The sequence below is a fragment of the Hyalangium gracile genome (genome assembly GCF_020103725.1).
Taxonomy (GTDB): domain Bacteria; phylum Myxococcota; class Myxococcia; order Myxococcales; family Myxococcaceae; genus Hyalangium; species Hyalangium gracile.
In genome coordinates, this window is the sequence record NZ_JAHXBG010000001.1 from 1 (window position 1) to 14,133 (window position 14,133).

General features: G+C 71.5%; 13 protein-coding genes and 1 pseudogene. 6 read left to right on the forward strand and 8 right to left on the reverse strand.

The window, feature by feature from the left end:
* Positions 1-300 (forward strand): annotated as a pseudogene (locus KY572_RS00005) (hypothetical protein); the annotation flags it as partial.
* Positions 301-333: 33 nt separating this feature from the next.
* On the opposite strand, the gene KY572_RS47670 reads toward KY572_RS00005, so the two are convergent.
* The 3 genes from KY572_RS47670 to KY572_RS00020 all read right to left on the reverse strand — a co-directional run bounded on the left by KY572_RS47670 (position 334) and on the right by KY572_RS00020 (position 4,699).
* Positions 334-3,036: a type IV pilus twitching motility protein PilT gene (locus KY572_RS47670; protein WP_317987778.1), complete on the reverse strand. Its 2,703-nt coding sequence runs from the start codon at positions 3,034-3,036 to the stop codon at positions 334-336.
* Between the two features lie 4 nt (positions 3,037-3,040).
* The gene (locus KY572_RS00015) at positions 3,041-3,436 is read right to left on the reverse strand and encodes a DUF6812 domain-containing protein (RefSeq protein ID WP_224240054.1); all 396 of its coding nucleotides are present in this window, start codon (positions 3,434-3,436) and stop codon (positions 3,041-3,043) included.
* A 177-nt stretch (positions 3,437-3,613) separates the two neighbouring features.
* Complete coding sequence (locus tag KY572_RS00020) at positions 3,614-4,699, reverse strand: putative NPN-dependent ornithine cyclodeaminase (RefSeq protein WP_224240055.1); 1,086 nt, start codon at positions 4,697-4,699, stop codon at positions 3,614-3,616.
* 202 nt (positions 4,700-4,901) lie between these two features.
* Here KY572_RS00020 and KY572_RS00025 point away from each other — a divergent pair, with 202 nt between their 5' ends.
* Together KY572_RS00025 and KY572_RS00030 are read left to right on the forward strand one after the other, a co-directional pair.
* A complete protein-coding gene (locus tag KY572_RS00025) occupies positions 4,902-5,216 on the forward strand; it encodes a hypothetical protein (RefSeq protein ID WP_224240056.1) in 315 nt (104 codons plus the stop codon).
* A gap of 74 nt (positions 5,217-5,290) precedes the next feature.
* Positions 5,291-6,031, forward strand: coding sequence for a hypothetical protein (locus KY572_RS00030; RefSeq protein ID WP_224240057.1), 741 nt, complete (start codon positions 5,291-5,293; stop codon positions 6,029-6,031).
* A gap of 12 nt (positions 6,032-6,043) precedes the next feature.
* On the opposite strand, the gene KY572_RS00035 is transcribed toward KY572_RS00030, so the two are convergent.
* Positions 6,044-6,595, reverse strand: coding sequence for a protein-tyrosine phosphatase family protein (locus tag KY572_RS00035; protein WP_224240058.1), 552 nt, complete (start codon positions 6,593-6,595; stop codon positions 6,044-6,046).
* Positions 6,596-6,816: 221 nt separating this feature from the next.
* Between KY572_RS00035 and KY572_RS00040 the strand changes: the two genes are divergently transcribed.
* Positions 6,817-7,506: a LysM peptidoglycan-binding domain-containing protein gene (locus tag KY572_RS00040; protein WP_224240059.1), complete on the forward strand. Its 690-nt coding sequence runs from the start codon at positions 6,817-6,819 to the stop codon at positions 7,504-7,506.
* 122 nt (positions 7,507-7,628) lie between these two features.
* Here KY572_RS00040 and KY572_RS00045 read toward each other — a convergent pair whose 3' ends face one another.
* Positions 7,629-8,846, reverse strand: a complete 1,218-nt coding sequence (locus tag KY572_RS00045) for a metallophosphoesterase (RefSeq protein WP_224240060.1) — start codon at positions 8,844-8,846, stop codon at positions 7,629-7,631.
* 167 nt (positions 8,847-9,013) lie between these two features.
* On the opposite strand from KY572_RS00045, the gene KY572_RS00050 reads away from it, so the two are divergent.
* A complete protein-coding gene (locus tag KY572_RS00050; RefSeq protein WP_224240061.1) occupies positions 9,014-9,157 on the forward strand; it encodes a hypothetical protein in 144 nt (47 codons plus the stop codon).
* A 5-nt stretch (positions 9,158-9,162) separates the two neighbouring features.
* On the opposite strand, the gene agmC is transcribed toward KY572_RS00050, so the two are convergent.
* From agmC to KY572_RS00065, 3 genes are all read right to left on the reverse strand, one after another.
* Positions 9,163-11,238 (reverse strand): adventurous gliding motility protein AgmC, encoded by a 2,076-nt coding sequence (agmC, locus tag KY572_RS00055; RefSeq protein ID WP_224240062.1) that lies wholly within the window; start codon positions 11,236-11,238, stop codon positions 9,163-9,165.
* 45 nt (positions 11,239-11,283) lie between these two features.
* Positions 11,284-11,793, reverse strand: a complete 510-nt coding sequence (locus KY572_RS00060) for a hypothetical protein (RefSeq protein ID WP_224240063.1) — start codon at positions 11,791-11,793, stop codon at positions 11,284-11,286.
* A 108-nt stretch (positions 11,794-11,901) separates the two neighbouring features.
* Positions 11,902-12,681: a class I SAM-dependent methyltransferase gene (locus tag KY572_RS00065; protein ID WP_224240064.1), complete on the reverse strand. Its 780-nt coding sequence runs from the start codon at positions 12,679-12,681 to the stop codon at positions 11,902-11,904.
* An 82-nt stretch (positions 12,682-12,763) separates the two neighbouring features.
* Here KY572_RS00065 and KY572_RS00070 point away from each other — a divergent pair, with 82 nt between their 5' ends.
* On the forward strand, positions 12,764-14,059 hold the full coding sequence (locus KY572_RS00070; protein ID WP_224240065.1) for a citrate/2-methylcitrate synthase: 1,296 nt from the start codon (positions 12,764-12,766) through the stop codon (positions 14,057-14,059).
* Positions 14,060-14,133 lie beyond the last annotated feature (74 nt).

Sequence of the window (14,133 nt, forward strand, 5' to 3'; positions counted from 1 at the left end):
CCCCGCCTGGACTGGCACCTGTGGCGCTCGCGCTGGGGCAAGGACATCACCCACGAGCAGCGAGAGACGCTCGTCCCCGCCCTGGGCGCCTGGCTCGGTCGCTACCTGGTGGACCTGCTCGGTGGCCGTTGGGTGCCGCGCCGCAAGCTGGAGGAGGCCGCCGTCATCATCGGTGACAGGGCGTGGCTGCCCTTCCTCCGCGCTCGCCACGCCCTCCATGGCCTGGATGCTCCGCTCGACCACTCCTGCACCCAGCTCTTCCGCGAAGCCCAGCGCCACGCCCGTCAGCAGGCCCACTGAAGCGCCAGGGCCGCCTCTCCGCCCGCGCCCGCCTCACTTCGTGGGGGCAGGAGTCTCCGTCGAGCCCGCCGCCGTTCCCGCGCCCGTGACCGGCGGGTCCGCCTTGAAGCCCGCGCGCTCCAGCATGGCGCGCAGCTCGGCGCGAGCCACCGACTTGCTCAGCGCCTCGTTCGGCTCGACCACCTTCTTCTTCACCAGGTCGAGCAGCGAGTCGTTGAGCGTCACCATCCCCTGCCCGCGCGAGGTCTGCATCACCGAGGGAATCTGGAACGTCTTCCCCTCGCGGATCAGGTTGGACACCGAGCCCGTGCACAGGAGCACCTCCTGCGCCGCCACCCGCCCGCCGCCGATGCGCTTGCACAGCGTCTGCGCGATGACGCCCTTGAGCGACTCCGACAGCATCATCCGGATCTGCGGCTGACGGTCCGCCGGGAACTGGTCGATGATCCGGTCCACCGTGGACGCCGCAGTGTTCGTGTGCAGCGTCCCGAACACCAGGTGCCCCGTCTCCGCCGTCTCGATGGCGGTGGCGATCGTCTCCAAGTCTCGCATCTCGCCTACCAGCACCACGTCCGGGTCCTCGCGCAGCGCCGCTCGCAGCGCGTTCTTGAAGGACTGCGTGTGGACCCCCACCTCGCGCTGGTTCACCAGACAGCTCTTGTTCTTGTGAACGAACTCGATCGGGTCCTCGACCGTGATGATGTGGTCCTCACGGTGGCGGTTGACGTAGTCGATCAACGCCGCCAGCGTCGTGGACTTGCCGCTGCCCGTGGGGCCCGTCACCAGCACCAGCCCCTTGGTGAGGAAGCACATGTCCAGCACGTGCCGGGACAGGCCGATCTCCTCCGCCGTGCGGATCTTGTTGGGGATCTGCCGCAGCACCGCGCCGATGCCCTTCCGGTCCTCGAAGACGTTGACGCGGAAGCGCGCCGCCGTCGTCTCATAGGCGAAGTCCGTGTCGTGGAGGTCCTCCCACTGCTTGCGGTTCTTCTCCGGGGCGATGCTGAAGATCATCGCCTTGAGGCGCCCGGGAGTGATGAGGCCGTACTCCTCGATGGGCACCATGTCGCCGTCGATGCGCATGTGCGGCAGCGTCTCGCTCGACAGGTGCAGATCCGACGCGCCGCGGGCCAGCATCGCCTCCATCAAGGCGAGCATCTGCGCCTCGGCGTCCTTGCGGTGGTCCTCCACCTCCTCGGCGGTGAGAGGGGCCGCGGCAGGGCTCGGGGCATCGGGAGCAGACGCCGGAGCCAGGGCAATCGCCGGCATGGGCGCGGGCGTGAGCGCCCGAGCGGGCGCGGCGGCGGCGGCGGCGATGGACAGCGGAGGCTGCGTCGCGGGCACGGAGGCAGCGGCGGGCGCCACCGTGGCCACCGGCACGGAGGCGACTGGCACGGGAGGCTGCGTCACGGGCGCCGCGGCTACGGCGGGCGCCACGGAGACAGGCACCGGAGGCTGCGTGGCCGGCACCGCGGCGGCAACTGGCGCTGCTGCGACCGGCGCAGGCGCTGAGACAGGCACCGGGGGAAGCGTCGCTGGTCCGGCGGCAGCCACCGGCATGGCGGCAGCAGCCACGGCAGGCGAGGCCGCGACAGGCGCCGGAGCCACTGCCGCGGGAGCGGCATGCACGGGCGACGCGGCAGGCACCGGCGGCATCGTGGCGGGCCCGGCAGGGACGGCGTGCACGGGCGACGCGGCAGGCACCGGCGGCATCGTGGCGGGCCCGGCAGGGACGGCGTGCACGGGCGACGCGGCAGGCACTGGCGGCATCGTGGCAGGCCCGGCAGGAGCAACAGGCGCGGGCGAAGCGATCGGCATTGCCGCCACGGGTGAAGCCGCCGCGCTCGAAGCACTCGAGCCCGCAGCCGTCGCGGCCGTGCCGGGCAGCGGTGGATGCGTGGCAGGCCCGACGGAAGCCGCGGGGGCCACCGCCGCAGCCGGCACCGGAGCGCCAGGCAACGGAGGATGCGTGGCGGGCCCAGCAACCTGCGCCATCGGCCGAGCGGAAGCGGGCACGGCGGCAGGCGCGGGCACACCCGGCATGGGAGGAATCGTCGCGGGCCGAGCCGGCGCGGTGCGTACGGCCGAAGCCGCCGCCGCGGGAGACACTGGAGCCTGTGGAGCCCCCACCCCGGCAGCCTCCGCCAGCGCTCCCGCAGGAACCGGCGCGGGAGTCACCGCGACAGGCCGAGCCACCGCTGCCACGGGAGCCGCCGGCGCGGGTGGCACGATGACCGGAGCCGCCGGAGCCACCGGCGCGGGAGGCGTGGAGAGCACGGGCGCGGAGGACATCTCCAGCCAGTGCGTGTCCGAGACCAGCTCCAGCCCAGGCTCGGCCGTGTCCGGAAGGACGGGCGCCGGCTCGGAGGCCTGGGCCGCCATCTCGAGCATCTCGTACGGCGAGGCCAGCTCCAGCTTCTCCTCCACCGCGGGCGCGGGCGGCTGGATGATGGACACCTTCACTCGTCCCTGGGCGTTCTCCAGCGTCACCTGCACCTGCCCGGCGGGCGCGGCGTAGGGGAAGACGGTGGTGCCCTCGGGCGGGAAGCTGGCCCGCTGCTCGGCGGGCACCAGCTCGGAGATGGCCCCGAGGATCTGCTGGGTGGTGAGGTTCTGCTTCAACACCGGCAGGAGCCCGGCGGGGGTGCGCATGTTCACACCGCCACCGGTCTCGATGAGCAACTCCTGACCGGATTCCTTGAAGAGCTTCTCGATGATGGGATCGAGCCTGGCCATGGCGTCAGCGGGAGAGAGCTTCCACGTATGCGACGTGGCGTTTGTTGACCAGCGCCACCATGTCCCCCTGCAGCAGCCGGAGGAAGGGTGGCGCGTCGTTGAGATAGTCGGTGAGCCGCGAGCGTCCCTCGGGCTGCACGTAGGCGAAGAGCCCCTTGAGCCGCTGCCCGTCCACGAGGCGGATCTCCACCGCGTGCTCGGTGCGCATGGTGAGCCTGTCCACGTCGCGCAGCTCGTGCCGGGCATCCACCCGCGCCACCGCCACGGCGACGCTGTTCACGAAGGCCATCGCCTCGGTCGCCACGTCCTGGACCGGGATGAACTTCGTCTCGGCGTTGAGCAGATCCGACAGCCGCTCACCCTCCGCGCCGGCCAGGGGCTCGGCCAGAAATACGGCCACATCTCGCGCCTCCCCACCGGGGAGGACGAGCTGAGCCATCACGCGGCGTTTGGGGACTCGTAGCTCTTCCAAGGGGCTGAGCTTTTTGTAGCACGTTGAGACATCCCCCCCAACCCCGCCCTGCCCGGATCGTCGGACACCGCACCAGGATACGCCAAAATTACAGGGCGGGTCGACTCATGGCTGGGCGGCCAGCTGGCGCTCCACGAAGAGCCGGAGGATGTGCAGGAAGTCCTGGGCGTTGGTGACGACGCCGAAGGCCTGGTGCGTGCCCCGGTCCTTCAGCTTGCTCACCACGAACTCGGACGAGTCCACGCAGATGGTGGCCAGCTCGCGCAGCGAGCCATCCGGCTCGGTGACGAACGCGGGCAGCATGTTGCCGGTGGCGATGGCGTGCAGCGCCGTGGCGATCATCACCGCCAGGGTGGCCTTCACCGTGTGGCGACGCATCGCGTCCTGCGCGGCCAGGTTGTCCGTCACCACGTCCGGCAGCGGCCCGTCGTCCCGGATGGAGCCCGTCAGCACGAAGGGCACCCGGTGCGCCACGCACGCGTGCATGATGCCGTCCTTGATGACGCCCTGCTCCACCGCCCTGGCGATGGAGCCCGCCGCGCGCACCTGATTGATGGCGCGCATGTGCAGGCCGTGGCCCCCGGACGTCGCCTCGCCCGAGCCGCTCATCCCCAGCGTGGTGCCGAAGATGGAGGCCTCGATGTCATGCACCGCCACCGCGTTGCCCGCCAGCAGCGCGCCCACGAAGCCGTTGGCGATGAACCACGTCATGTCCATGCGCGCCCGCGAGTGCACCAGCGCCGGCCCCGTCACCCACACCGGGTAGCCGCCCCGCCGGCGCTCCTCCACCAGCAGCCGGGCCAGGTGCGCGTAGTCGATGGGCTTCTCGCGCGACACCTCGCTCGTCATGAACTTGAACTCGCCCTGCGCGCCACCCGCCAGCCACGAGGCGTGCACGTACACCCCCTGGCTCCCGTCCTCCGCGTGGCCCATCGCCACCCGGTCTCCCTGGCGCACGCGCCGCCCCTCGCGCGTCCACAGCTCCCCATCCGCGCCCAGCACCAGCGCGCTGTCCATCCGCGGCTCGCGGGGCATGCGCCAGCGCCCGCCCACGCGCACGTAGGTGGGCAGGTTGGTGGTGGTGAAGAAGCCCTCGGGGAGGACACCGTCGGCCGGCGCGGGCTCGAAGCGGGCGTCCGGGGCCCGCGCGAAGCGCTCGGCGGTGAAGTCGGGATGGGGGATGGTGCTCACCCCGGGAAGATGGGACGGACGCCCACCCGGTTCAAGCACCGCGTGGCGTGGCGCCTCCCAGGCGGCCAACCCCTCGGACTTCCAGGGGAACTCCCTCCGGAAAGCCGCGCGAAATTCCCGCCCGCAACTTCCGCCGGGGCCTCGGGTTCATGCCGGCACAGACGATGCCGGCACGACCGGCGCGAACCCGAGGAGAACGATCATGATGAAGAGCATCTCTCTGGCTGTGGCGGTGGTGGTGGGCCTGATGATGGCGGCTCCAGCCGAGGCGGCCGGGGCGGACCGGCGGCAGGTGAGGCAGCAGGCGCGCATCGTCCAGGGCGTGAAGAGCGGCGAGCTGACGAAGGCCGAGGCCGCGCGGCTCGAGGCGCAGCACGTGGCCATCAAGAAGGAGATCCGCCAGGAGCGCGCCGATGACGGCCGCCTCGACGCCTCCGAGCGCGCGAAGATCGCCCACGAGCAGAACCAGCTCCACCGCCGCATCTACGTCCAGAAGCACGACGGCCAGTCGCGCTGATCCCCGCGCGCGGCGGTCCCTCCCGCGGCAGGGGTGGAGCAAACCCCCGCCGGAGCATGTAGAATCATGCCGCCGTGGAACGCTCCCGCCCCGCTCCTCCTCACGCGTCCGCCAAGTCCGGCGTGGACTCCGTGCCGCAGCCGCTCCCCTCCTTGAACGAGCTGCTGGATGAGGTGCGCGCGCCCGGCGCCAGCCGAGCGGACGTGGATGCGCTGATCGCGGGCCTCTCCCGGCCGCTGCCCGAAGGCCAGTCTCCTCGCGAGCGCGCGGATCTGCTGCTGGCCCTCATCGAGGATGAGCGCCTCGCGGACTTCACCGGCCGGGACGGCCGCACGGTGCGTGGCGCCGCGGTCCAGGCCCTGCTGGAGCTCGGCTACCCCTACGCCCTCGAGGTGCCCCCCGAGGCACTCGCCGCCAAGGACTCCGTCTCCGAGGAAGAGGGGCAGCCCGTCGTCCCGCTGCTCTCCACCAGCAATGGGAAGTGGGGCTTCGGGCTCCTCATGGGCCTCGGGGCGCTGATGCTGCTCCCAGCGCTCTACATGTCCGTCCAGGCGGACTCGATCGCGGCCCTGCTGGTCTTCCTGACCCTCGTCTCCTGCCTCACCTTCCTGCCCGCGGGCATGACGCTGCTCGGCCACAACATGGGCAATCGCGTCATCAAGGGCATCGGGTCCTTCTGGCTGATTCTCTGCAGCCTGCTCTGGCTGGGGCCCTCCATCGCCATGCTCGGCAGCGGCAGCCTGGTCGGGCTGCTCCCCCTCGTCACTGGCAGCGTGTCCCTCATCGGCACCTGGCTCATGAACTCGAAGTCCTGAGCAGGCATCACCTCACTCCTTGCTGGTGAGCGCTCGGCGCAGGTGGCTGTAGGCGATGTCCGCCAGGGCATCGAACGTCGGCAGCTCCCACGAGAGCCGGTGCTGCGCCCGCCAGTCCTCCGCCCAGAACAGGAACACCTCGAGCTGCTCGGGGCTGGGAGACACCTGCCGCCGCGCCCGCTTCGCCCGGCGGAGCGCCTCCAGCGGACTGTCTCCCTGCGCCACCAGCACGCACAGCGCCAGCATCGCGCTCCGGCCAACGCCGTGCTCGCAGTGGATGTACACCTTGTGGCCTCGCTCCAGGTGCTGCGTCACCCACCGCACCCCGTCGCGCAGCATGGGCAGGCTGATCGCGCGCAGATCCAGGGTGGGCAGGTGCAGCAGGGTGATGCCGTGCTCGCGCAGCACGTGCTCGTCGTCACACGCCTCCACCCGCACATCCACCACGTGGCGGATGCCCAGCCGCAACGCCAGGTGCTCCGCGGCCTCGATGGGGAAGCGCCCCCCCACCGCCACCTGCGGCGTCACCCAGTCGAGGTTCAGCTCCCACTGAGATTCACCCATCCAAAGGGCCCCCTCACCCCCGTGTGCCTGCTCCAGCGTAGGCCGCCTGCCCGGCTCCGGCAGACCCGCCCCGGCATTCCCGAATCATTTCAGACACTTAGACGGCACAGGACCGACTTGGGCTGAAATGTGGGGAAGAAACATCTGAATACGCAACTTGTGGGACTCAGGTTTCGAGAATCTTTTCGAAAATCTTCTCGCGGCCTGGAGTGACCACCTCAATGAGCTACCGGATTCAGTCTGGCGACACCCTGTCGAAGCTGGCCCAGCGCTACAACACCTCCGTCAGCGCGCTCATGAAGGCCAACCCCCAGGTGAAGGACGCCAACAAGATCTTCACGGGGAAGATGCTGAACATCCCCGGCTCGCGAGATGAGTTCGTCGGCAGCACCGGTGGCGGCAGCCGTCCTGGGAGCACCCCTGGCGCGGCGGGCCCGCAGGGCCCCGTGAACGCGGGCCCGGGCACGCGCGGCCCCGGTGGCAGCCCGTTCGACATCGCCCAGTCGCACCTGGGCAAGAACGCCGGCTCGCTGAAGCTGGAGCAGAGCGGCGTCGGCGCGGACATGGAGGACTGGGTCCCCAACAACGTCAACTGCGCCAACTTCGTCTCCGCGTGCCTCGAGCAGGCCGGGCAGATCTCCAACGCCCAGCACAACAACTCGGTGATGGGCCTGCAGGCCAACCTGGACAAGGACCCGAACTTCAAGCGCGTCTCGCTGGCCGATGCCAGGCCGGGCGACGTGGTGAGCATGAAGACGCCGGGTGGGCAGCACGTGGTGATGTTCGCGGGCATGAAGGACGGCAAGCCCCAGTTCATCGGCTCCAACAACGTGAACCCGGATGGTTCTCAGCGGATCAGCCTCTCCTCGATGAACTACCCCATCATGTCCATCCACCAGTATCGCGGCTGAAGCCATCATCCCCCACTTCAACCGCCCATCATGGGGCTCCCGTCTCATCCCAGCGGGAGCCTCGTGTCATTTCTGGAGTCCGGCAGGCCGAGCGCGCTCGCCCCGCGGGGCTGGAGCGGCGCTCACTCCGCCACCAGGGTCAGCTCGGTAATCTCGGGCGCGGGCCCCAGGCGCAGCGGAGGTCCCCAGTAGCCGGTGCCACGGCTGGTGTACACGCGGATGCCCGCGATGTGCGCCAGCCCGCGGATGACGGGCTGCTGGAGCTTCACGAAGAACATGAAGGGGAAGAGCTGGCCGCCGTGCGTGTGCCCGGACAGCTGCAGGTCCACGCGCAGCCCCTGGGCCAGGAACGCCGTGCGCGGCTGGTGCGCCAGGAGCACGCGCGGCACATCCTCCGGAGCCCCCTCGAGCGCCAGGTCCGGCCGGCACGCGTGGGCTGGATCCATGCGCCCGCCCTCGTGGTCAGTCACCCCGGCCACCACGAGCCGCGCCTCGGAGCGCTCGATGACGCGGTGCTCGTTGTGCAGCACGGTGAGCCCCAGCCGCGCCACCTCGGCGGCCCACGCGGCGCCTCCGTGGTAGTACTCGTGGTTGCCGGTGACGTAGTAGACGCCGAGCGGCGCGCGCAGCCCGGACAGCGGGGCCACCTCGTCGCGCAGCGTGCGCACGCTGCCGTCCACCAGGTCTCCCGTCACCGCGATGATGTCCGGCTCCAGCGCGTTCACCTGCTCCACCACGCGGCGCAGGAAGTGCCTGTCCAGCGTGGGGCCGATGTGGACGTCGGAGATCTGCACCACGCGCACGCCGTGCAGGCCCTGGCCCAGCTTCTGGACGGGAATCCGCAGCCGCTCCACCCGCGCGCGGCCGCGGGCGGTGAGGAAGGCGACGGCGAGCGCCGGCAGCACCACCGCCACCACGCCCGCCGCCTTGCCCCGCGCGAGCGCCTGGGCGTCGGGCGCCGAGCCCAGCAGGCCCCACACCGCGCCGAGCAGGTCCGCCACGAGCGTGGCCGTGAGCAGCAGCCCGAAGGTGCCCAGCCACAGCATGGACGTCCAGTACAGCGCCTGGTTCAGCGCGGTGGGCCGGCGGCGCGAGGCCACGAAGCCCATGGGGATGGAGAAGAAGAGCAGCGCCAGCGCTGCGTAGCCGAGCGCCTCCCACGGCTGCCCCAGGTTCGGCTCCGACACCAGCCGCAGCCCGAGGTAGCCATGCAGGCCGCCCACCAGGCCCACCACGAACACGATGGCGACCATGCCTCGGATGATGAGGCCGATGGGAACCTGGCTCAGCGGGACACCGTCGTGCTGCTCGCGCTCCAAGCCCTGAGAGGACTCCGCCATCCGTCGCTCCATCCGCGGCGCAGGCCCTGCCGCCAGACTCGAGTACTCCAGCATAACGAGGAGCCCGGAGCGGCGCCCGAGATCCAACCCGGCAGCTCACGGCGCCGGGAATAAGGGACGCGGCTCGGCCCCGGTGCTGAAGCGGGACCAGGTGACGGGCATCGTCGGTGGCGAGCAGCCGGTACGAGGGCTGGCGCTCGTGCGCAGGACGCATCGAGAGTCCGGTGTACCTCGAGCTGCCTCCCACGCTCGCCGAGGGAGGGGACGCGCGGACAGTGGCGGCCCTCGGCCTCATCCTCGGCACGCCCTGAGCGGCCTACTCCCGCCGCCGCAGCCGCGCCGCGCCCAGCCCGACGAGCAGCGCCAGGGCGCCCATCCCCGCGCCCGGAGAGGCGCCACAGCCACAGCCCGCCTCGAGCACCTGGGGGGACTTCACCTCGAAGCGAGTCTCGCCGGAGGAAGCGCCCGCGAAGCCATTCTGGTCCCAGGCACGGACGATGGCGCCGTGAGCGCCCGGCGCGAGCTTCTGCGCATCGGTGAGCGTGTAGCGGAAGCGCCGCTGATCATCCAAGGGCACGCGGGCCACCTCGGCGCCGTCCACCTCGATGCTCACGGAGGCTCCGCTGGGGCTCATGCCCGCGAACGAGGTCAGCGCCTCCACCGCCTCGTCCTGCATGGGGACGACCAGGATGGGCGCGTCTCCGAACAGGCCTCCATCCCCGGTGGAGCCTCCATCCGGGGTGAAGCCTCCATCCGGGGTGGAGCCTCCATCCGGGATGCCGCCATCGCCTGGGTCTGCTCCCACGTCGAACTGGTTGACCGTGGAGCGCGGGCTGTAGGCGCCGAACACCTCCGCCGAGGCCTGCAGCGTGTGCGCGCCCGGAGCCATGTCCAGCGGCGGCTCGTACGTGAACACGCCCGAGCCGCCCGCCACCACCCGCGTGTAGGCCTCGCCATCCAGGAACAGGTGGACGACGACACCAGGATCCGCCGCGCCCTCGATGTGAGGCCGCCGGGGCAGCCCCGTGGCCCCGTTCGCGGGCTGGGTCAGCGTGGGCGTGGCAGGCACCTGGTACGGCAGCGGGTACTGCTGCTCGTCGCCCTGGGAGTCGCCGCTGTTGACGGAGTCCGGTCCCGCCCCATTGGTGTCGCCCGTCACCGTCGACTGTCCGCCGAGCCCGGCGACGACCGAGGTCTGACAGCTGATGGGATTGCCTTGCAGGAAGATGATGCCGCCGCCGCCCCCTCCGCCGGGGCCGGACGCATTGTCGGGACTCAGGGCGTCTCCTCCCGCCCCTCCCGACGCCCGCGCCAGGTTGCAGCTCAGCCCCTGCGCGGTACGCAGGGAGATGAAGCCTCCCGCGCCACCGCCTCCAGCTCCGTCATCGAGCGAGGACGCGGTGTACGTCCCCGTGGCGCCCATCGCGCTGAACAGACCCGCGCCGGAGATCTCCGACGCGCGGATGAGGATTGCTCCTCCTCCGGCGCCGCCCGCCGTCTTGGCATCCACATGCCCACCTCCGCCGCCGCCTCCACCTCCGAAGAGGAGCTGCTCGTAGGGCAGGTAGGCCACGCGCGCTCCGCCCAGACCGCCCCGCTCACTGTTGCTCTCGACGGTGAACCCGCCCTTGCCGCCGATGCCGGCGTGGCCTCCTCCGGCGCCCCCGGAGTTGTGGCACACACCGCTCCCGCCGCCGTTGGCCAGGTTGCCCCGCCCGGACGCGGCGCCGAAGCGCCCGGCCACCACGCTCTCTCCTTTATAGGAACCGCCGTTGCCGGCAGCCTCATCGAGCGAGATGCATTGCTCGAGGTTGGGGTGGTTCACGAAGGCGCCGCCGCGAAAGCCCGCGCCATCCGCGACGATGGCCCCCTCCACGGTCACCCGCCCCGTGGCCAGCAGGGCCACGATGCCGCCCACGCTCCCATTCCAGGGCAGGGCCCTCACGGACGCTCCCGCGCTCACCCGGAAGGTCGTGTACTCGGGCACGCTCACCACCTGCGACACGTTCGCCGCGTAGCTGTGCTGCAGCGGAGCGGTCAGCACCAGCCCGGTGTCGCGCACGCTCTCCACCCGTGCGTACTCGAAGCGCCCCACGGGGCCGCTGCTGAGGTTGATGGGGCGCTGGTCTCCCGAGACGGGCGCGGGCTGCAGGCCCGCGGCCTGATGGATGAGCACCAGCCCTCCCACCGTGAAGAGTCCTGAGTTGGTGAGGGTCAGCTCCTTCGTCCCCGCCGGCGCGCTGAGGGTGAGCTGCCCGTAGCGGTTGATGACCGTGTTGGGAGCATCCACCCGCAGGGAGCCATTCCGGCCTGTCCCCAGCCCGAAGGTGTCCGGCTCAGCCAGCGCCGCTCCCGAGACGAGCAGGCCCAGCAGGAAGAGTTGGATCCGCATGGGGCCATGCTGCCCCAGCTTGCCAAGGGAGGTCGAGCCTGGGGGTCAGCTCCTCGACGATCCCTCGGCGATCGGAGCCAGGTCGCGCGCGTTCACGGGAGCGAAGAAGGACTGGCGCAGCAGGCGCGGCAGGGCTCGCTTGTCCACGCACAGCAGCTGGAGCGCATCCATCCACTCGCCGAGCACGGCGATGGCGCGGACGTCCGGGGCTTCCCGGTAGAGATCATTCATGTTGTGGACGAGCGCGCTCAGGTCCTCCACCTCCCAGCGCTCGGTGTTCTCGCCGACGAGCACGTGCAGCTCCAGCGTACGGCGCTCACGCACATCCACGAGCTTGAAGCCCCGAGCCGCGCCACCCATGGCCTGGGTGAGCGGGCCGACGAGCTCGTCCGGCCGCACACCCAGCGCGACGGAGAGGCCCCCGTGGAGCAGGCCGGCGTCGCACAGGCGCAGCAGGGACACCTCTGGCGGCTCGCCGGGAACGAGCACCTCGGTGACGGCCGCGCGGTCCTTCAGGAGCCGCTCTCGGGCCAGCAGATCGGGCAGGGAAGCCATGGCGCGCACCCTACCCCCGCCGCGACGGAAGCGGGATGGCGCAGAGCGCTCCAGGCACCGGCAGGCGACACACCCCGACGTGGGGATGGGCCAAGGGAAGGCCCTGGCTCAAGGGCGTGTGGCCAGGAGGGCGAACACGCGGTGGGGAATGGAGAGCGGATCCCGCGGAAAGCGCGCGGAGAGGAGCGCGGCGTGAGCCTCGTCGAAGCGGGCGACCTGGTCGTTCGGGAGCGAGCCTCCCACCTTCGCGCTCGCGCGGACGCGGCCTCGCCAGCCCTCGTGGGTGTAGGGCACGTCCACGTCGAAGGAGAAGGACTGCAGGCGGACGAACCCGGCGGCGCCCGCGTCCTGGAACCACTGAGGGTAGAGGCCCATGCCGTGCCCGTACCGGACGTAGGGCTGGAGGGGGCCGGGGTTGAAGGTGTCGATGAGCGCCTCGGTGGCCTCCACGACGTTCCCCGGCAGGGAGAGCCAGTCGAAGTGGGCGATGACGAGCCGGCCTCCAGGCACGAGCAGCCGCAGGGCCTCCCGGGCCGCGGCGGGCCGGTCGAACCAGTGCCAGCACTGGCCGGCGGTGACGAGCTCGAACGCGCCGGAGGTCTGCTCGGTGCGCTCGGCCGGGGCCCGCCGGTAGTCGATGGAGAGCCCCTCCTCGGAGGCGAGCCGCCGGGCCGTCTCCAGCATGGGCTCCGAGATGTCGAGCCCCGTGACGGAGCACCCGTGTCGCGCGAGCCCTCGGGCCAGCGTGCCCGTGCCCGTCCCGAGGTCCACGGCGCGCAGCCCGGGCCGCAGGACGCCCTCCTTCACGAGCCGCTCGAAGAAGGACTCTGGGAAGCCCGCGCGGTGCTTCGCGTAGTCGTCCGCCGTCCGCCCGAAGTCCGCCTGCATGACCGTCCTCCCTGCCGCTCCGAGGTTCATCTCGACAGCAAGTCGAGTCGAGTCGACAATTCTCCCGGAGGCTTCGACAGGCATGGTGAAGCGGAGCGATGGCCGGGCTCAAGCTCGATTCGATGATCGACATGAGGAGCTGATGACGGCGGCCCAGGCGTCGGCGCTGCTGGGCGTGAAGCGGGCGACGCTCTACACGTACGTGAGCCGAGGGCTCGTGCGGTGTGTGCCCGAGCCGGGCACCAAGGAGAACCGGTACGTCCGCGCGGACCTGGAGCGGCTGAAGGCGCGGCACGACGCCCGGGCGGGGCACGCGGCGGTGGCCTCGGGAGCGCTGCGCTGGGGCGAGCCCGTCATCGACTCGTCCATCTCCCGCGTGGGGGCGGAGGGGCTGGCCTATCGCAAGCACCTGGCGGTGGAGCTGGCGGTGCAAGGGCGCTCCTTCGAGCAGGTGGCGGAGCTGCTGTGGACGGGCGAGCTGCCGGACACCGCCATGCAGTGGCCAGCGCCCGAGCTTCCGTTTCCCCCCTCGTCGCTGGTGGGCCTGCTGCCCCGGGATGCGCCTCCGCTCACCGTGCTGTCGGCGGTGATGCCGCTGCTGGCGGCGGCGGACCCCGTTCGCTTCGCCGCGCCTCCGGAGCAGGAGCGGCTCCGGGCCCGACGCGTGCTGCGTCAGCTCGGAGCGTGGGTGGGCGGAGCTCAAGGGGCGTCGCGGGTGGCGCAGGCGCTGAAGGAAGAGACGGTGGCGGCCTCGCTGGCTCGGGCGCTGGGGGTGGAGGTGAGGCGAGCGGTGGAGCCCCTCAACCGGGCGCTGGTGCTGTGCGCGGACCACGAGCTGAACGTCTCCACCTTCACGGCGCGCGTGACGGCCTCCTCCGGAGCGGACCTCTATGCGTGCGTGAGCGCGGCGCTGGCGGCGCTCTCGGGCCCGCGGCATGGCGGCGCCTGCGACCGCATCGAAGCGCTGATGCAGGAGGTGGGGCGCCCGGAGCGCGCGGCCACGGTGGTGCGCGAGCGGCTGCGGCGGGGCGAGTCCGTCCCGGGTTTCGGACATCCGCTCTACCCGGAGGGAGATCCCCGCACGCCTCCGCTGCTGGAGGTGGCGTGGGGCGTGCGGCCGGAGCCCACCGCGGTGCGCATGGTGCGCGCGGTGGTGGAGGCCATGGCCGAGGCGGGGCACCCGCCACCCACGGTGGACCTTGGACTCGTGGCACTGTCGGCGGCGCTGGGGCTGCCTCCGGGCGCGGCGGCGGCGGTGTTCGCGGTGGGGCGCGCGGCGGGCTGGGTGGCCCACGTGCTGGAGCAGCGTGAGCAGGGCCACCTGCTGCGCCCACGTGCGAGGTACGTGGAGCCGCCTCCCCACCAGTCCACCCCCTGACCGGTCGCTGCCTGTCCGAACTGGTCTGCTTGTCATACCAGTTGGGTACCGGCCCGCGCACAGGGGGCCTCCCT